We start from the raw sequence: 16,965 nt of genomic DNA on the forward strand, positions 1-16,965 counted from the left end.
GGAGGTGTCCGGTCCGTGGAAATGAATCAGTACTTATCCATTTTCATCGATGAATCCAACGATCATTTGCAAGCTTTGAACGAAAACATGCTCAAGCTGGAGCAACAGCCGCAAGACATCAGCATCGTACAGGTCATATTTCGGTCCGCCCATACGTTAAAAGGGATGTCCGCGACGATGGGATTCGAGGATTTGGCTTCGCTGACCCATGAGATGGAAAACGTGCTCGATCTGGTTCGCAACGAAAAGCTGAGCATGAACGAAGCTATTTTCGATACGTTGTTCAAAGGATTAGACGCGCTGGAGGGGATGGTCCAGGACATCATTGGCGGAGGTACGGGTAAAGCCGACGTCAGCGAATTGGTGAGCAGGCTCAAAGCGATCGTCAAGGGCGATATCGGGGGCTCCTCATCGCCTGCGAAGACGACGGGCGCGAATGTCGGCGTTCCCCACTCGCTCGTTCTCGATCAGTTCCAGCAATCGGTTCTCGAGCAATCACTCGAAAGCGGACACCGCGCCTACCATCTCGAAGTGACTGTGAACGAGGATTGCTTATTGAAAGCGGCGCGCGCTTATATGGTGTTCGACGTTCTGGAGCGCAACGGGGAGGTCATCAAGTCCAGCCCGTCCGTTCAAGAGATCGAGCAAGAGCAATTCGATCGAAGCTTTTCCGTTTACTACATCTCGCAAGCCGAAGAGAAATCGCTGTTGGACGAAGTGTCCCGGGTTTCCGAGATCGAATCGGTGAAGCTGACGGCAATCGATAAAGCTTATCTGAACGATTTGAATAAAGCGTCCGGAACCGCAGCGGCTGCCGCGAAGCAAGCGCAGAAGGAAACGGCTGCCGCTTCGGCAGCTCCCGCGCAACCGGAGAACGCCGCGCCGCGTCCGCCGCAGCAAGCGGCGGCTTCGGGAAGTGCCGCTCCCCGCACCATTCGCGTCGACATCGATCGGCTGGATACGCTCATGAATTTATTCAGCGAACTGCTGATCGATCGCGTACGACTGGAGCAGCTTGCATCGGAAGTGAAACGCAACGACCTCACCGAGACGGTCGAGCATATGGCCCGGGTCAGCGCGGATCTTCAGAACATCGTGCTTAAGCTGAGGATGGTGCCGATCGACAACGTCTTTAACCGATTTCCTCGGATGGTTAGGGATTTGGCGAAGTCGCTCGACAAGAAGGTCGATCTCGTCATCACCGGGGCGGAGACGGAGCTGGATCGGACCGTTATCGATGAAATCGGAGATCCGCTCGTCCATCTGCTTCGCAATTCCGTCGACCACGGCGTCGAGTCGATTTCGGACCGTGTGGCGGCCGGCAAGCGGGAGGTCGGGACGGTCAACCTCCGCGCTTATCATAGCGGCAACCATGTCTTTATCGAAATCGAGGATGACGGCAAAGGGATCAATCGTCCGAAGGTACTTGAGATCGCCATCAAGCGCGGTGTCGTGAAGCCGGAGGAAGCGGCGAAGCTGAGCGACGACGAGGCGAACATGCTCTTATTCGCTCCAGGCTTCAGCACAGCTGACAAAGTGTCCGACATTTCCGGGCGAGGCGTCGGACTCGACGTCGTCAAGACGAAGATCGAGTCTCTTGGCGGTCACGTAACGGTGACTTCCGTTATCGGAGCCGGCACGAAGTTTTCCATTCAGCTGCCGCTTACTCTATCTATTATCGCTGCTATGCTGATTAAGCTAGGCTCGGAGAAATATGCTTTCCCGCTTTCCTCCATCGTAGAGACGGCCGCGATTCGCAGGGAGCAAATTCGCTCTCTTCACGGACAGCGCGTCATCGATTACCGCAATTCGATTATCCCGGTTCTGTCGCTCGCGGAGCTGGTGGAATCGCCCGATTATCGGGATTCCGACGAAGAAGAGACGGAAGTGCTAGTCATTCGCAAAGGCGACAAGCTCGCGGCAGTGCTCGTGGACGAATTCATCGGACAGAACGAGATCGTGCTCAAGGCGCTCGGCGGATATTTGACCGGCCTTGACATCATATCGGGAGCGACGATTCTCGGAGACGGACAAGTGGCTTTAATTATCGATCCTAACGCGCTGATCAAATAAGAGACCGGACTACATAAGGAGGGTTTTCCATTGGCTGAGGAAATGAAAGTCATTGTGTTTACGTTGGCGCACGAAGAGTACGGAATCGAGGTAGATAAAGTACGCACGATCGAACGAATGATTCCGATTACCCGCGTGCCCAAGACGCCCGCTTTCGTCAAAGGCGTCATCAACTTGCGCGGTATCGTCATTCCGGTTATCGATCTTCGGGGCCGTTTCGGATTGGAAGAGACCGAGCCGAGCGAGAGCTCCCGAATCATCATTGTCGCCGCGAACGACTTGGAAGTCGGCTTCATTGTCGATTCGGCTAACGACGTTCTGGATGTGGCGAGCGATGCGATTGAGAACCCTCCGGAAGTCGTCGGCGGAGTGAAGGCGAAGTATTTGCGAGGCGTAGCCAAAATCGGGGACAGCCGCTTGCTCATTCTGCTTAACCTGTCGGAAGTGCTCAATCGCTCGGAAATCATTCAACTAGAGAAATTCGGTGAATAAGCGGTGAGCCTGTTCAAGAAAGACTCGGAACTCAAGATGGACGTCCTGCGGGAGGTCGGCAACATCGGCGCGGGCAACGCGGCGACCTCGCTTTCCCTCCTGCTGGACAAGCCCGTGGATATGGCGGTTCCAACGGTCAGCCTTCTTCCGTTCGAAGCGATATCCAATCGGGTCGGCGGCACGGAAGCCGTCGTCATCGCGATCTTTTTGAGAGTTGAGGGTGACGCGCCCGGCAATATGTTTTTCATATTAAGCCGTGTCGCCGCCCGCAGGCTGCTGCAAGGGCTGCTCGGATTCAACGCCGCCGAAGGCGATCACTACACGGAGCTGGAGCTGTCCGCTCTCTGCGAAATCGGCAATATACTGGCAGGCTCGTATTTGTCTTCTCTGGCTGATTTTACGGGATTGAATATGTCTCCGACCGTACCGTCCATTGCCGTCGACATGGCAGGGGCTATACTAAGCTACGGTCTGCTCCAATACGGAACGATGGGTGACGATGCCTTGTTAATCGATACAACGTTCGTTGAAGGACAATTGGAGGCGGAAGGGCAATTTTTCCTCATTCCGGATCCGGAGTCGTTCGACAAGCTGTTTCGTTCGTTAGGAGTGCCGATAGAATGACGGAGAGCACGTACATCAAGGTCGGCATGGCGGATTTGAATGTCGCTGTCGGCGGCGCCGTTCTAAAAACTACCGGTCTCGGGTCGTGCGTCGGACTAACGTTATTCGATCCGGTCGTACGAGTCGGAGGGATGGCCCATATTATGCTGCCATCGTCCGATATCGCCAAAGAAGGACAATTGAACGTTGCCAAATTCGCCGACACCGCCGTTCCTCAGCTTGTCAAGCAAATGCAAGAGCAGGGCGCCATTATTCGCAGGCTTGTGGCCAAGATGGCGGGCGGAGCCCAGATGTTCGCGTTCGCCGGCAACAGCGACACGATGCGAATCGGTCCGCGCAACGTCGAATCGACGAAGCTGGCTCTTTCCGAGTTCGCCATACCGATATTGTCCGAGGATACCGGAGGCAATTTCGGACGCACGGTAGAATTAAGCAGCGAGACGGGCGTGTTCGTCATACGCAGCGTTCAGTTCGGAGTAAAGGAGATTTAATATGGTCGGATCGTGGCGCTGGAACGGCTTCTTCGGCGGGTTCGGCGCAGCGTTGGTGTTTTTGTTCTCGCTGTCCCGGAACCCGATCGGTACGACGCTACTCCGAAGTTTTTACGCGTTCGTCGCGTTTTTCTTGATCGCTCTCGCAATTAGATTCGTGTTGGGCGTGTTGCTGCACCCGAGCTCCGGGCAAACGCCCGAAGGCAAGCTGGAGGAGGAACGCGGCGCCGTTCTTGACATGGTAACTCCCGATGACGACGAATCGTTGACCGAAATGTTGAAAGAGCAATGGACGGATGGAAGCAGCGGATCCGCATCCGGTTTTAAACCGTTAGCGCCCAAGAGATTAGTATCCATAGATGATGCCGATCCGGAGCAAGTGGTCCAGGCAATCCGCCGTCTGAACGACGAATAAGGATGGTGAAGCATTAATGGTCGATCAAACCCGTTCCCGGTTGTCCCATCAAGAGTTGTGGAAGAGCTGGAAAAAAGATGGTAATCCGGATTCACGCAAACGACTGATCGAGCATTATTTGCCGTTGGTGGAGTACGTGTCCAGCCGAATGGCTGTCGGTTTGCCGAAAAACGTGACCAAAGACGATCTGGCCAGCAACGGTGCCATGGGTCTGATCGATGCGATCGAGAAGTTCGATTACGAACGAGGCCTTCAATTCGAGACTTACGCATCCTGGCGAATCCGGGGCGCCATCATCGACGGTCTGCGGCAAGGAGACTGGGTGCCCCGTTCCGTACGCGACAAAGCGAAAAAAATGGAGGATGCATACGCGGTTCTGGAGCAGCGCCATTTGCGCTCTGCGACGGACGAGGAAGTGTGCTCCTATTTGAATATTAACGAGAAAGAATTTCAACAAATGCTGCAGGAAGTAGCGGTAGCGGCGGTATGCTCCTTGGAGGATCCCATTCGAGAGGAAGAGTCGGAGACTCGCTTGTCGCTGCTCGTCGACGATAAAGCTCCAAGTCCGGAGTCCAAGGTTCACGAGACTTATTTGAAGGACACGCTCGTATTCGGAATCGGAAAGCTGACGGAAAAAGAAAGAACGGTCGTTTCGCTTTTCTACTACGAGGATTTGTCTTTAAGCGAAATCGCCGAAGTGATGTCCCTATCGCCGTCGAGAATCTCTCAGCTTCATTCCAAAGCGATTTTGCGGCTTCGGGGCGCGCTTGCCAAACAGAAGGAACAGCTACTCCAGAACGGATGATGAAAGGAGGTCGTGAACTTGGCTGCCAACGAGAATAAGCCGTTAGAGGAATGGATGCAGGTTACGTTCAGCGACGACAAGATGAAGGCTTATCTTGGGTTTCAACGCGTAGAAGGCGTCATTCGCATAACGGTTCGCGAACTGGAAACTTACCTCGCATCTCAAGGTGTGAAGCACGGTCTGCAGAGCGAAACTCTTTCTCTGGTTTGTCAAAAACCGCAAGACTTTTATTTCAACCAAACCGTTATTGCCGTAGGTACGCCTCCAGTTAATGGCGTGGACGGGTTTATTCGCGGTCTCTTCGAGGTGAAGGAACAAGGTCGAAAACCGGTCGAACGGGAAGACGGGAGCATCGACTTCAAGGAAGTAACCCAGCTGGCGAACGTCAAATCGGGACAGCTGATCGCCGAGCGCTTGCCGCCTCAGCCGGGGCAAGCGGGCAAAGCGGTGACAGGCGAGGAAATCGCAGCCAAGGATGGCAAGGAAGCGAATTTCAAAGTCGGAAAGAACGTCGTCGTCAATCCGGAAAAAACGGCCATGTACGCGGCAATCGACGGCTTGGTAACGAAGACGGATAAGGAAAAGCTGAACGTATTTCCCGTATATGAAGTGAACGGAGACGTCGACTATAATATCGGCAACATCGATTTCGTCGGCACGGTTGTCGTCAGAGGCAACATCCTGACCGGATTCCGGGTGCGGGCGTCCGGCGACATTCGCGTAACCGGAGGCATTGAAGGCGCGGAGGTCGAATCCGACGGCTCGATCGAAATCGCCGGAGGAATAATTGGAAGCAACAAAGGGTTTATTAAAGCCGGGCGCAACGTCAAATGCTCCTTCATTCAAGAAGGCAACGTCTACGCAGGCGAGGATGTCATCGTGTCCCAGAGCATCATGCATTCGAACGTCAGAGCCGGCCACCATGTTTTTTGCGCAGGCGCAAAGGGGCTCGTCGTTGGCGGACTAATCCAGGCGGGCGAACGGGTGACGGCTAGAATGATTGGCAATTCGATGTCGACCGCGACCTCGATCGAGGTCGGCGTTCAACCCGAGCTTCGTCAGGAATTGAATGAGCTGAGAGCGCTGATCCGGCAATACAGCGAAAGTCTGGACAAGACCGAGAAGGCGCTCTCCCTACTGAATCAACTCGCTTCTACGGGGCAGCTCGCCTCCGATAAGCTGGCCATGCGCGTGAAGCTGACATCGACGAAACGGCAGACGCTGGAGGAACTGCAGCAGTCGAAGAACAGAATTCTTGAAATCGAAAAAACGCTGGAGGACACTTCCATCGCTCGGGTCGACGCCGTCCATACGATATTCGGAGGCACGAAGATCGTGATCGGAAGATACACCCGGTTCGTGAAGGACAGCTCGCAGCGGGTTTCGTTCCGGTTTTCCGACGGCGATATCGTCATGGTTCCTTTCTTCTAACAGGATTCCTTCCGAATTAATACTCTCACGAAGGAGGCGGCGATCACCGATGAGCTACAAATCGATCGATCTGCAGACTTCTTTGCCGCGCGCGGCGGAGATGACCCCGCTCGCTCAGCATCAGCACCAGCGCGGCGCTTCCGAGCAAGCGATGCTCGGGCAGCAAGCGATCAAAAACGCGGAGCGTCAAGCGCAAAGAAAGACGAAGACGGAATCGGCGGCGAAGAGCGACATCAAAGATCGCGATGCGCGCGGACAAGATGGCGGGACAGAGCGCCGGAACGGACGACACCCGGAAGGGGACGCCAAGGCGCCCGAGGATTCTATCGCAGACGCTCCTCATCCGTTCAAAGGCAGACATATCGATTTCTCCGGATGATTATCAAGCGTTTGCGATTTCGAAAGGAGCAAGACCGTGAGCCCAAGTCCTTGGTTAAGCATCGTGCTGTTCGGCATCGTCATTTTCGGTTATGCGTGGATGATGCCGAGACGACAATCGAACGCCCAAGATCGGGAATCGGCCAACGAGGCCGCGTACGACAAACTGCTGGAGGATCTGGAGCTGGAAAACCGCGAGCTCGTCGACGCGGTCGCCAAGTTCAAACGCGAGCAGGACGAAACCGTGGAACGGCTTGGCCGCAGAGTCCGCGACATGGAACAGCAGATGAGAAGCTGGTCGGAGCAGCGGACTTCAACCGCGTCCCCTCCATCGAGTACCGAGGCGCCGACCGTCACGGAACGAATCGAGACGGAGTCCGCTTCGGCCATTGCCGTGCCTTTTGCAGCGGTTATGTCGGCAGCCGAGACCGCTTCGTACCCTGTTCCCGAGCCGGCTGAGACGGAACCGGCCGCCGCGGCGACGACGATACGCGTTCGCTATGCGGAGCTTCTGGAGCAGCACGCCAGAGGCCGTTCCGTAGAGCAAATCGCCAGATCGTTCGGAATGAATAAAGGCGAGGTGCAGCTCATCCTGCAGCTTGCGCGCAGGGAGGAAGAACCGATTGCATAAGTACCGCAGCTGGCTGATGGGTTTGGGGATCGGAATCATTCTCGGCGCTTCCATGCTGCAGCTCATTCTGTTGGCCAAAGGGCTTCAAACTTCCGAGAAAAACGGCAGCGAAGCGATTACCCGCGAGCAGTTTGAAAGCTACGCAAAGGAGCAAGGGCTAGCATTTTACCCTTCCGCGGAGAAACGCTATTCCGAGGACGAGCTGGCCGCCAAGATCGATGCAGCCATCGCGGCGTTGCCAGAGCAGACCGATCGCGCGCAAGACGCAGCTTCGCCCAAGGCGGACTCGGCCGAATCGAACGGCAAGGAACCTTCCGACGGCTCCTCTGAGGAAAAGTCTATTCGCGTGGAATATAACGATACCCTCATAATCGTGGCGGGCAAATTGAAGGACGCAGGCATCATCGACGACGAGGCCGACTTTTTGAAGCAGGCAAATTCAATCAGCAAAAAGCTTAAAGTCGGAACGAGCACGTTCACTGGAAAACCCGCTTACTCTGAAATCATGAAGCATCTTACCGGCACAAAATGAGACTCTTTCAACCCTTCGCCGCATCCGAATTTGGAGCGGCGATTCTCATAGGTTGCACATCTATACTCGTTATGGTATAGTATTCCCCGGTGTGAAAAAACACACGCTTTTCAATTTCGGCAACGGTGCTTCCGATTGAGCGAGCCTCCACGGGAAGTATTGCCGGAAGATGCGAGAAGCGGCGGGATTCACCTAAAAAACCATTTTATCAGGAGGTGCAGGAAAGATGGCAGTAATTTCCATGAAACAGCTTCTCGAAGCTGGGGTACACTTCGGCCACCAAACTCGTCGTTGGAACCCTAAGATGGACAAGTACATCTTTACCGAGCGGAACGGCATTTACATCATCGATCTTCAAAAAACGGTTAAAAAAGTGGACGAGGCGTACAACTTCGTTCGCCAGCTCGCTGAGAACGGCGGTACGCTGCTGTTCGTGGGCACGAAGAAGCAAGCTCAAGATTCCGTGAAAGAAGAAGCGGAACGCAGCGGCATGTACTACATCAACCAACGTTGGCTCGGCGGCACGCTGACCAACTTCTCCACGATCCAAAAACGTACGGACCGTCTTCACCAGCTCACCAAATGGGAAGAGGACGGCACGTTCGAAGTTCTTCCTAAAAAAGAAGTTATCCTTCTTCGCAAAGAAAAAGACCGTCTCGAGAAGTTCCTGGGCGGCATCAAAAATATGCGCAGACTTCCGGATGCTTTGTTCATCATCGATCCTCGCAAAGAGCGCATCGCTGTTGCCGAAGCTCGCAAACTCGGCATTCCAATCGTAGGTATCGTTGATACGAACTGCGATCCGGACGAGATCGATTACGTCATTCCGGGTAACGACGACGCTATCCGCGCCGTTAAGCTGCTCACTTCCAAAATGGCCGACGCTATCGTCGAGTCCAATCAAGGCGAAGAAACGACGGCTTAATAAGCCGCCTCGCTTTTAGCTCATGCAAACCAAGGGCGGGCAGAAGAGAACCTTCTCGCCGCCCTTTTTTTAAGACCAGATATCGGAACCCGGACGGGCCGCAAGGCTCGGCAAGGGCCTGAATTTTAGGAGGGTACCTACGTGGCCATTAATGCAGCAGACGTAAAAACGCTTCGCGAGAGAACGGGCGCGGGCATGCTCGATTGCAAAAAAGCGTTGGAGGAAGCGAACGGCGATCTGACGAAAGCGGGCGAGCTTCTTCGTGAAAAAGGACTTGCCGCGGCAGCCAAAAAAGGCGACCGCATCGCTACGGAAGGCACTGTAGAATCTTACATCCACGCAGGCGGCCGCATCGGCGTACTCGTCGAAATCAACTGCGAAACCGACTTCGTCGGCAAAACCGAGCAATTCCGCTCGTTCGCGCGCGATATCGCGATGCATATTGCCGCTGCGAGTCCGAAATTCCTGAGCCGCGAGGAAGTGTCGCAAGCCGAGCTCGACAAGGAAAAAGAAATTCTCCGCAACCAAGCGCTTAACGAAGGCAAACCGGAGAAAATCGTCGACAAAATGGTCGAAGGCCGTATCGCCAAATATTACGAAGAGAACTGCTTGATGGAGCAATCCTTCGTCAAAGATCAAGACAAAACGATCACCACGTTGCTTAACGAGAAGATCGCTACGATCGGCGAAAAAATTTCGATCCGCCGCTTCGCTCGCTTCGAGCTTGGCGAAGGCTTGGAGAAAAAAGTCGACAACTTCGTCGAAGAAGTTATGGCTCAAGCCAAACTATAATCGCACAGCAAGGCCAATCGGGAACACGAAGTGTTCCCTCTTTTTTAAATCTTGATTTGCAGGATGGAGGAAACATCCGTTGGAACGTCCGTTTTATAAACGCGTTGTGCTCAAGGTTAGCGGTGAATCGTTGTCCGGTCTGAACGGTTACGGAATTGATGCGACGACCATCTTGTCGATCGCCGAACAAATCAAAGAAGTGGTGGAGCTTGGCGTCGAAGTTGCGATCGTGTGCGGAGGCGGCAACATCTGGCGCGGAATCGCAGGCAGCCAGAAGGGGATCGACCGCGCGACGGCAGACTACATGGGCATGCTCGCCACCGTTATGAATTCCTTGGCGCTTCAAGACGCACTGGAGCAAATGAACGTTCCTACCCGCGTGCAGACGTCGATCGCGATGCAGCAAATCGCGGAGCCTTACATTCGTCGTCGCGCGATCCGTCACCTGGAGAAGGGCCGCGTCGTTATTTTCGCCGCCGGCACGGGCAACCCGTTCTTTTCCACGGATACGACGGCGGCTCTGCGTGCGGCAGAGATCGAGGCCGAAGTTATTCTGATGGCAAAGAACAAAGTCGACGGCGTATACAGCGCCGATCCGTTCAAGGACGCCAGCGCGGAGAAGTACGAGCAGCTCACTTACCTCGACGTGCTCAACAAAAATCTCGGCGTCATGGACTCGACCGCTTCTTCGCTCTGCATGGATAACAACATTCCGCTTCTCGTATTTGCGATTACCGAAAAAGGAAATATTAAGCGTGCCGTCATGGGCGAAAAAATCGGCACGATCGTAAAAGGGAGTGTAGACTAGTGCCGCAAGCAATCAAGAAGAACGCGGAAGAACGGATGGAAAAAGCTCTGGGAGCTTTGAAACGCGATTTGCAAACGCTGCGAGCGGGACGCGCTTCGTCGGCGATGCTGGATCGGGTGCAAGCCGATTACTACGGAACGCCTACGCCGGTCAATCAGCTCGGCTCGATCAACACGCCGGATTCCCGAACCCTGATCATTCAGCCGTGGGACAAATCTGCGTTGGCCGCTATCGAGAAAGCGATTCTCAAGTCGGATATCGGGTTAACACCCGCCAACGACGGAACGATTATTCGCCTTAACATTCCCCCGCTGACCGAAGAGCGGCGCAAAGATCTCGTCAAGGATACGAAGAAGTTCGGGGAAGAAGCGAAAGTCGCGATCCGGAACATTCGTCGGGATGCCAACGACGACATCAAGAAGAAGGAAAAAGGCGAAATTTCCGAGGATGAGTCGCGCCGTCACCAAGAAGACGTGCAGAAGCTCACCGATAAATACGTCGCCGAAGTCGAAAAGATTTTGGCCGCCAAAGAAAAAGAAATTTTGGAAGTGTAAGCTTTCGAATCTGCCCCTCCGAATACGGTGGGGTTTATTCTCATTCTCGTAGGTTTTCGCTCGCATGATGGAGGGATTCGAAATGGGTAATTCGGGGTCTAGGGGATGGCTCCGTCTGCTGGGATTCGGAGCGTCTGGAAAAGACGGCTCCGATCGGAAGCGGAAGGGAACGGATGCCGGGACGGATGTGCCGTCCGGCGGCAACATCCCGCAGCATGTGGCTATTATTATGGATGGCAATGGACGATGGGCCAAAGCGCGGGGTCTTCCTCGCATCGCCGGGCATCATAACGGAATGAAGACGGTCAAGCGGATTACGAAATTGGCGGATGAAATCGGCGTCAAGGTACTGACCTTATACGCCTTCTCGACGGAAAATTGGAAACGTCCGAAAGCGGAAGTGGAATTCCTCATGAAGCTGCCGCAAGAGTTTCTTGCGCTTGAGCTTCAGGAATTGATCGATAAAAACGTCCAGGTTCGCATGATGGGACAAAAAGACGTGCTGCCGAGTCATACGGTTGCCGCAGTCGAAGAGGCGGTAAGACGAACGGAAGGAAATACAGGCCTTATCCTTAATTTTGCGCTTAATTACGGAAGCCGCAACGAAATGGTGGACGCCGTGCGAGAGATCGCCCGTTCGAGCGCGGACGGCAAGCTGGACCCTGAGGCGATTGACGAAGCGCTGTTCGAGCGGCATCTATTGTCGAGCGGGCTTCCCGATCCGGATTTGCTCATTCGTACGAGCGGCGAGCTAAGGTTGTCCAACTTCATGCTTTGGCAGCTCGCGTACAGCGAGTTCTGGTTCACAGACGTTTATTGGCCTGAATTCGGGCAACAACACTTTTACGACGCTATCCGCGAATATCAACGGAGAGCTCGGCGTTACGGAGGACTGTAGCATCATGGGTCAACGAATCGTAACCGGTCTCGTGGCGGGAACAGCCTTTTTTTGTTTGTTGTGGCTTGGGGATTGGTACTACTCGCTGCTCCTCGTCGCTATGGCGATTATCGGCTACTCCGAATTCGCCAAGCTGAACGGTCATGCGTGGTCGAGATGGGACGTGCTGGCGGGCTTTGTCGGGGTTATTATTCTCGCGCTGACGCGGCTGCCCGAATCGTGGGGCGTATCGCTGCCTTCGTTTGCGACCGTATCCTGGCTGCTTATGTTCGCGCTTTTGGCGGCAACCGTATTCAGCAAAAACAAAATTCAACTCGAGCATGCCGCCGTTCTGTTCATCGGCGCGATTTATGTCGGCACCGGCTTTCATTACATGGCTGCGACGAGGGAGCTCGATCACGGCATCTTCTGGTCGATGCTTACTTTCGTCAGTATTTGGACTTCGGATGCCGGCGCGTATTTCGTAGGCAAAGCGATCGGACGGACGAAGCTCTGGCCGGCGATCAGCCCGAACAAGACGATTGAAGGCGCATTGGGCGGACTCGTATTAGCGGTCGTTGCGGCTCTCGCGTTCGCTTATTTCGGTTCGGAATGGATCGGGTACGGACGTGCGGCGCTCATCGGTTTGACCGCGGCGATAGCGGGACAGCTCGGGGATTTGATTCAATCCGCGTACAAGCGGTTTCGCGGAGTGAAGGATTCCGGCAATTTGCTGCCGGGTCACGGAGGAGTGCTGGATCGGACGGACAGCTGGCTGATCGTATTTCCTTTGGTTCATTTATTGACGCTCATTCCTTAAAGATTTCGTATACATAACGGAGGTCCGTATGAAAAAAGTGTCCGTGCTTGGCAGCACCGGTTCCATAGGCACCCAGACGCTTGACGTCATTTCGCGCGATCCGGACAGCTATGAAGTGGTCGGGCTGGCGGCCGGCTCCAATATCGAGCTGCTGCTCGAGCAAGCGCGCGCTTTTAAGCCAAAGCTCGTATCCATTGCGACGAAGGAGCTGGCGGAGCGGATTCGAGGCGAGCTGCCTCCGGGCGTTCGAGTCGTCTACGGCGAGGACGGACTGAACGAAGTCGCCGCAGGCGTCGGCGCCGATTATGTCGCTTGCGCTCTGGTCGGCAGCCTGGGACTTACGTCTACATTGGCCGCTATCGAAGCGGGAGCGACGATCGGCCTCGCCAATAAGGAAACGCTCGTGACGGCAGGCCATATCGTCATGAAACGAGCCGCCGATAAGGGAGTGGCGATTGTTCCGGTGGACAGCGAGCATTCGGCGTTGTTCCAGTGCCTTAACGGCGAGAGGCTTCGCGATGTCAAACGTCTCGTGCTGACCGCCTCGGGGGGCAGCTTCCGCGATCGTTCCCGGGATGAGCTTGGCGGCGTGACGGTAGCAGACGCTCTCCGGCACCCGAACTGGAGCATGGGCGCAAAAGTAACGATCGATTCGGCTACGATGGCGAACAAGGGGCTCGAAGTCATCGAAGCCCATTGGCTATTCGATATGCCGTACGATCGGATCGATGTCCTCATTCATCCGGAAAGCATCGTCCACTCGATGGTCGAGTTCGAGGATACGAGCGTAATGGCTCAGTTGGGCAATCCGGATATGCGGGTGCCGATTCAATACGCCCTCACTTACCCGGAACGGAGATCGTCGCCGGCTTCCGCGCTCGACTTGCTTGCGAAGGGCACGCTTCATTTTCGTCCGATGGATTTCAGCCGCTATCCTTGCCTTCGGCTCGCTTATGAGGCAGGAAAGGCCGGAGGCACCGCTCCGACCGTCTTCAACGCGGCGAACGAAATCGCCGTCTCCCGTTTTCTGAAGGGCGAAACGGCATTCCTCGCCATCGATGAAATCGTGGAGAGCGTACTGGCGAGCCATTCCGTTCTGGCTTCGCCGGATTTGGAGACGATCCTCGCAACCGATGCCTGGGCCCGCTCGGAGGCGTCCCGAATCGGTTGATTCCGCGTACAATTCGCTCCTCCCGTATTCTCTTGTATCGTCCCGGAGAATAATGTTAATCTAAGGACAGCCGTTCGCGGCAACGGGGGTATAACGAAATGGAAATGATCCAGGTAACGCTTCTGACCATACTCATGTTTTTTTTGCTTGTCTCGCTTCATGAGTTCGGCCACTATTATTTCGCCCGCAGGGCAGGCATTCTCGTTCGCGAATTCGCCATCGGCTTCGGACCGAAGCTGTTTTCCGTCAAGCGCGGAGAGACGAGGTTTACTCTTCGCCTGCTTCCGGTAGGCGGTTTCGTGCGCATGGCCGGCGAAGATCCGGAAATCGTCGAAGTAGCGCCGGGGCAAACCGTAGCTGTTCGAGTCAAGGACGATCTCGTCACTCGTATGTACCTCGATCGGCTTGACGAACGTACGAACGTTATTCGCGGCGAAGTGAAAGCCATCGATCTGGAGAAGCACTTGTACGTCAATCTGGACGTGGACGGCGAATTGCAGCGGTTCGATGTGCATCGTCAGGCACTCGTTGTCGCCAGGGGGCGCGAGACGCAAATCGCTCCAATCGATCGGCAGTTCGGCAGCAAAACGGTCGGCCAACGCGCGCTTTCGATTTTTGCGGGTCCGGTCATGAATTTTTTGCTGGCCTTCGTTCTGTTTGCGGTTTATTTGCTTTTAAGCGGCTTGCCTAAGGAAGATTCTTCGAAGGTGTTCATTTATCAAGTGTCGCCAGGCATGCCGGCCGCGCAAGCCGGCTTGCAGAAGGATGACTGGATCAAGTCGATTAACGGAGTGGCGATCGGAGGATCGACGGAGGAAGTCGTGACTGCCATCAAAGCTTCCGCCGGCAAGCCGATGCAATGGATTGTCGGCAGAGACGGAGTAGATGTGCCGATTTCCGTCACTCCTAACAAGGATACGGGCTTGATCGGCATCAATCCGATTCCGGAGATGAGAACGCCGACCATCGGAGAGACGATAAGCTACTCGGGTGAAATGATGGTCGTCATGACGCAACGGATTTTTGACGGCTTCCGCAAAATCATTTTCGGCGAGTTTAAGCTGGACGATCTCGGAGGACCGGTCAAGACGACGCAAGTGACGCTGGACATCGCGAAGCAGGGGCTTCCGCAATTGACTTCGTGGGCCGCCGTTCTTAGCTTGTATCTCGGAATTTTCAACCTTCTGCCGATTCCGGCGTTGGATGGCAGCCGGCTTCTGTTCCTCGGATTGGAAGCGGTTCGCGGCAGGCCGATCGATCCGAACAGGGAAAGCATGGTTCACTTCATCGGCTTCGCGATGCTCATGCTTCTGATGGTCGTCGTGACCTACAACGATATTTTGCAATTGGTTCGCAATTAAGACGCATTCGGGAGTTGGGGAATTGTCATGTCCAAGGATAAAGGATTCGTAACGGAAATTACGCCGCAGGGCGAAGATTTCTCGCGTTGGTATATCGACGTTATCAAGAAGGCCGAGCTGATGGATTATTCGCCGGTTCGCGGCTGCATCGTGTTCCGCCCGGACGGCTACGAGCTTTGGGAGAATATGCAGCGCGAGCTGGATCAACGGTTCAAGGATACCGGTCATCGCAACGCGTATTTCCCGCTGTTCATCCCGGAGAGCTTTTTCCAGAAGGAAAAGGAGCATGTGGAAGGGTTCAACCCGGAGCTGCCGTTCGTTACGGAAGCAGGCGGAGAGCAGCTGGAGGAAAAGCTGGCGATTCGTCCGACTTCCGAAACGATGTTCGGCCATATGTACGCCAAGTGGATCAACTCCTACCGGGATTTGCCGATGCTCATCAACCAATGGGCGAACGTCGTCCGTTGGGAAAAGCGGACGCTGCCGTTCTTGCGTACGAGCGAATTTTTGTGGCAGGAAGGCCATACGGCACACGAGGACGAAGCCGACGCTCGCAAAGAGACGATGACGATGCTGGACGTCTATACCGATTTCGTCGAGAACGTACTCGCCATTCCGGTCATCAAAGGACAAAAAACGCCGTCGGAGAGATTCGCCGGAGCGGTCGATACGTATTCGATCGAAGCGATGATGAAGGACGGCCGAGCGGTGCAAGCCGGTACGTCGCATTACTTGGGCACCAAATTCGCCGTTGCGTTCGATATTAAATATTTGAGCCGCGAGAATACGCAAGAATTTTGCCATACGACATCTTGGGGCGTCAGCACTCGCTTGATTGGCGCGCTCATTATGGTGCACGGCGACGACCGCGGTCTGGTGCTTCCTCCGAAGGTCGCTTCCACGCAAGTCATCATGATTCCGATTGGACCGCCAAAAACCCGCGAGACCGTTATCGCCAAGACGGACGAGCTGTATGCTCAACTGAAGGCTGCTGGCGTTCGCGTCCGCGTCGACGACCGCTCCGACGTTTCTCCGGGGTGGAAGTTCAACGAATACGAAATGCGCGGCATTCCGATTCGGCTGGAGCTTGGACCTCGCGATCTTGAGAACGGCGTTTGCGTGCTCGTCTCTCGCGTGAGCGGCGAGAAGAAGCAAGTGCCTATCGATCGGATCGTAGAGGAAGTGCGAGCTTTGCTCGAGGATGTGCATCGCGACATGTACGAACGCGCTCAGCAATTCCGCGAGGAGAACTCCTTCTCGGTCGATACGCTGGACGAGCTCAAAGAAAAGCTCGAAGTGAAACGCGGCTTCGCGCTCGCAGGCTGGTGCGGCTCCGACGCTTGCGAAAGCACGGTAAAGCAAGAGACCGGGGCGACGAGCCGGAACATTCCGTTCGAGACGAAGGAAAAGAAACCGACTTGTCTCGTTTGCGGCGAAGCCTCCGAGCACACTGTCGTCTTTGCTAGAGCGTATTAATAGATTTTGTCAGGGGGGCCGTCCGATGGGACGGCTTCTTCTTTGTTGCGATCACTCCATTCGTTGACCGCCAAATGCGGTACCCCGTACCATACATTCGGCGAATGGCGATCAGCGAGTGAGAAGAATGGTACCCAGTACCATATATTCGTCGGATGATGATCAGCGAGCGAGAAGAATGGTACCCAGTACCACACATTCGTCGGATGACGATCAGCGAGCGAGAAGAATGGTACCCCGTACCATACATTCGGCGAATGGCGACCAGAGCGCACGAGACGTCGAATGTTGGGGAGGAATGACTATTGA

19 protein-coding genes are annotated in these 16,965 nt (G+C 54.9%); all 19 read left to right on the forward strand.

The annotated features are described in order from the left end of the window. Window positions 1-15 precede the first annotated feature (15 nt). The 19 genes from D3H35_RS11510 to proS all read left to right on the forward strand — a co-directional run bounded on the left by D3H35_RS11510 (window position 16) and on the right by proS (window position 16,656). The gene (locus D3H35_RS11510; RefSeq protein WP_119149426.1) at window positions 16-2,073 is read left to right on the forward strand and encodes a chemotaxis protein CheA; all 2,058 of its coding nucleotides are present in this window, start codon (window positions 16-18) and stop codon (window positions 2,071-2,073) included. A 30-nt stretch (window positions 2,074-2,103) separates the two neighbouring features. Further along, on the forward strand, window positions 2,104-2,565 hold the full coding sequence (locus D3H35_RS11515) for a chemotaxis protein CheW (RefSeq protein ID WP_119149428.1): 462 nt from the start codon (window positions 2,104-2,106) through the stop codon (window positions 2,563-2,565). A 3-nt stretch (window positions 2,566-2,568) separates the two neighbouring features. Beyond that, entirely contained in the window at window positions 2,569-3,189 is a 621-nt protein-coding gene (locus tag D3H35_RS11520) for a chemotaxis protein CheC (RefSeq protein ID WP_119149430.1), read from the forward strand. After that, a complete protein-coding gene (locus D3H35_RS11525; protein WP_119149432.1) occupies window positions 3,186-3,680 on the forward strand; it encodes a chemotaxis protein CheD in 495 nt (164 codons plus the stop codon). The genes D3H35_RS11520 and D3H35_RS11525 overlap by 4 nt, the downstream gene beginning before the upstream one ends. A 1-nt stretch (window position 3,681) precedes the next feature. Further along, a complete protein-coding gene (locus tag D3H35_RS11530) occupies window positions 3,682-4,095 on the forward strand; it encodes a hypothetical protein (protein WP_119149433.1) in 414 nt (137 codons plus the stop codon). Between the two features lie 16 nt (window positions 4,096-4,111). Next, entirely contained in the window at window positions 4,112-4,900 is a 789-nt protein-coding gene (locus D3H35_RS11535; protein ID WP_119149435.1) for a FliA/WhiG family RNA polymerase sigma factor, read from the forward strand. Window positions 4,901-4,954: 54 nt separating this feature from the next. Continuing rightward, the gene (locus tag D3H35_RS11540; RefSeq protein WP_119149719.1) at window positions 4,955-6,331 is read left to right on the forward strand and encodes a DUF342 domain-containing protein; all 1,377 of its coding nucleotides are present in this window, start codon (window positions 4,955-4,957) and stop codon (window positions 6,329-6,331) included. Between the two features lie 49 nt (window positions 6,332-6,380). Beyond that, window positions 6,381-6,710, forward strand: coding sequence for a hypothetical protein (locus D3H35_RS11545; protein ID WP_119149437.1), 330 nt, complete (start codon window positions 6,381-6,383; stop codon window positions 6,708-6,710). A gap of 36 nt (window positions 6,711-6,746) precedes the next feature. Beyond that, the gene (locus D3H35_RS11550) at window positions 6,747-7,340 is read left to right on the forward strand and encodes a hypothetical protein (RefSeq protein WP_119149439.1); all 594 of its coding nucleotides are present in this window, start codon (window positions 6,747-6,749) and stop codon (window positions 7,338-7,340) included. Then, window positions 7,333-7,872 carry a hypothetical protein gene (locus D3H35_RS11555; protein WP_119149441.1) on the forward strand — a complete coding sequence of 180 codons (540 nt, stop codon included), beginning with the start codon at window positions 7,333-7,335 and terminating at the stop codon, window positions 7,870-7,872. The genes D3H35_RS11550 and D3H35_RS11555 overlap by 8 nt, the downstream gene beginning before the upstream one ends. Window positions 7,873-8,098: 226 nt before the next feature. Beyond that, complete coding sequence (gene rpsB, locus D3H35_RS11560) at window positions 8,099-8,797, forward strand: 30S ribosomal protein S2 (protein WP_119149443.1); 699 nt, start codon at window positions 8,099-8,101, stop codon at window positions 8,795-8,797. A 141-nt stretch (window positions 8,798-8,938) separates the two neighbouring features. Next, a complete protein-coding gene (gene tsf, locus D3H35_RS11565; protein WP_119149445.1) occupies window positions 8,939-9,589 on the forward strand; it encodes a translation elongation factor Ts in 651 nt (216 codons plus the stop codon). A gap of 79 nt (window positions 9,590-9,668) precedes the next feature. After that, window positions 9,669-10,397 carry a UMP kinase gene (pyrH, locus tag D3H35_RS11570; protein WP_119149447.1) on the forward strand — a complete coding sequence of 243 codons (729 nt, stop codon included), beginning with the start codon at window positions 9,669-9,671 and terminating at the stop codon, window positions 10,395-10,397. Further along, window positions 10,397-10,951, forward strand: coding sequence for a ribosome recycling factor (gene frr / locus D3H35_RS11575; protein WP_119149448.1), 555 nt, complete (start codon window positions 10,397-10,399; stop codon window positions 10,949-10,951). Before pyrH ends, frr begins: the two co-directional genes overlap by 1 nt. An 82-nt stretch (window positions 10,952-11,033) precedes the next feature. Beyond that, window positions 11,034-11,849: an isoprenyl transferase gene (locus tag D3H35_RS11580; protein ID WP_119149450.1), complete on the forward strand. Its 816-nt coding sequence runs from the start codon at window positions 11,034-11,036 to the stop codon at window positions 11,847-11,849. A gap of 4 nt (window positions 11,850-11,853) precedes the next feature. Further along, on the forward strand, window positions 11,854-12,648 hold the full coding sequence (locus D3H35_RS11585) for a phosphatidate cytidylyltransferase (protein ID WP_119149452.1): 795 nt from the start codon (window positions 11,854-11,856) through the stop codon (window positions 12,646-12,648). A 28-nt stretch (window positions 12,649-12,676) separates the two neighbouring features. Beyond that, window positions 12,677-13,819: a 1-deoxy-D-xylulose-5-phosphate reductoisomerase gene (locus D3H35_RS11590; RefSeq protein WP_119149454.1), complete on the forward strand. Its 1,143-nt coding sequence runs from the start codon at window positions 12,677-12,679 to the stop codon at window positions 13,817-13,819. 98 nt (window positions 13,820-13,917) lie between these two features. After that, on the forward strand, window positions 13,918-15,180 hold the full coding sequence (rseP, locus tag D3H35_RS11595; RefSeq protein WP_119149456.1) for an RIP metalloprotease RseP: 1,263 nt from the start codon (window positions 13,918-13,920) through the stop codon (window positions 15,178-15,180). Window positions 15,181-15,207: 27 nt separating this feature from the next. Then, window positions 15,208-16,656, forward strand: a complete 1,449-nt coding sequence (gene proS / locus D3H35_RS11600; protein ID WP_119149458.1) for a proline--tRNA ligase — start codon at window positions 15,208-15,210, stop codon at window positions 16,654-16,656. The last annotated feature ends 309 nt before the right edge of the window (window positions 16,657-16,965 follow it).

The organism is Cohnella faecalis, from assembly GCF_003570905.1.
GTDB lineage: Bacteria > Bacillota > Bacilli > Paenibacillales > Paenibacillaceae > Cohnella > Cohnella faecalis.

Excerpts from the sequence above, each read along its gene's own strand:
- D3H35_RS11545 (WP_119149437.1), top strand. The coding sequence starts at position 6,381 with ATGAGCTACAAATCGATCGATCTGCAGACTTCTTTGCCGCGCGCGGCG.
- rpsB (WP_119149443.1), top strand. The coding sequence starts at position 8,099 with ATGGCAGTAATTTCCATGAAACAGCTTCTCGAAGCTGGGGTACACTTC.
- D3H35_RS11540 (WP_119149719.1), top strand. The coding sequence starts at position 4,955 with ATGCAGGTTACGTTCAGCGACGACAAGATGAAGGCTTATCTTGGGTTT.
- D3H35_RS11580 (WP_119149450.1), top strand. The coding sequence starts at position 11,034 with ATGGGTAATTCGGGGTCTAGGGGATGGCTCCGTCTGCTGGGATTCGGA.
- D3H35_RS11530 (WP_119149433.1), top strand. The coding sequence starts at position 3,682 with ATGGTCGGATCGTGGCGCTGGAACGGCTTCTTCGGCGGGTTCGGCGCA.
- D3H35_RS11535 (WP_119149435.1), top strand. The coding sequence starts at position 4,112 with ATGGTCGATCAAACCCGTTCCCGGTTGTCCCATCAAGAGTTGTGGAAG.
- D3H35_RS11590 (WP_119149454.1), top strand. The coding sequence starts at position 12,677 with ATGAAAAAAGTGTCCGTGCTTGGCAGCACCGGTTCCATAGGCACCCAG.
- proS (WP_119149458.1), top strand. The coding sequence starts at position 15,208 with ATGTCCAAGGATAAAGGATTCGTAACGGAAATTACGCCGCAGGGCGAA.
- rseP (WP_119149456.1), top strand. The coding sequence starts at position 13,918 with ATGGAAATGATCCAGGTAACGCTTCTGACCATACTCATGTTTTTTTTG.
- D3H35_RS11585 (WP_119149452.1), top strand. The coding sequence starts at position 11,854 with ATGGGTCAACGAATCGTAACCGGTCTCGTGGCGGGAACAGCCTTTTTT.
- D3H35_RS11525 (WP_119149432.1), top strand. The coding sequence starts at position 3,186 with ATGACGGAGAGCACGTACATCAAGGTCGGCATGGCGGATTTGAATGTC.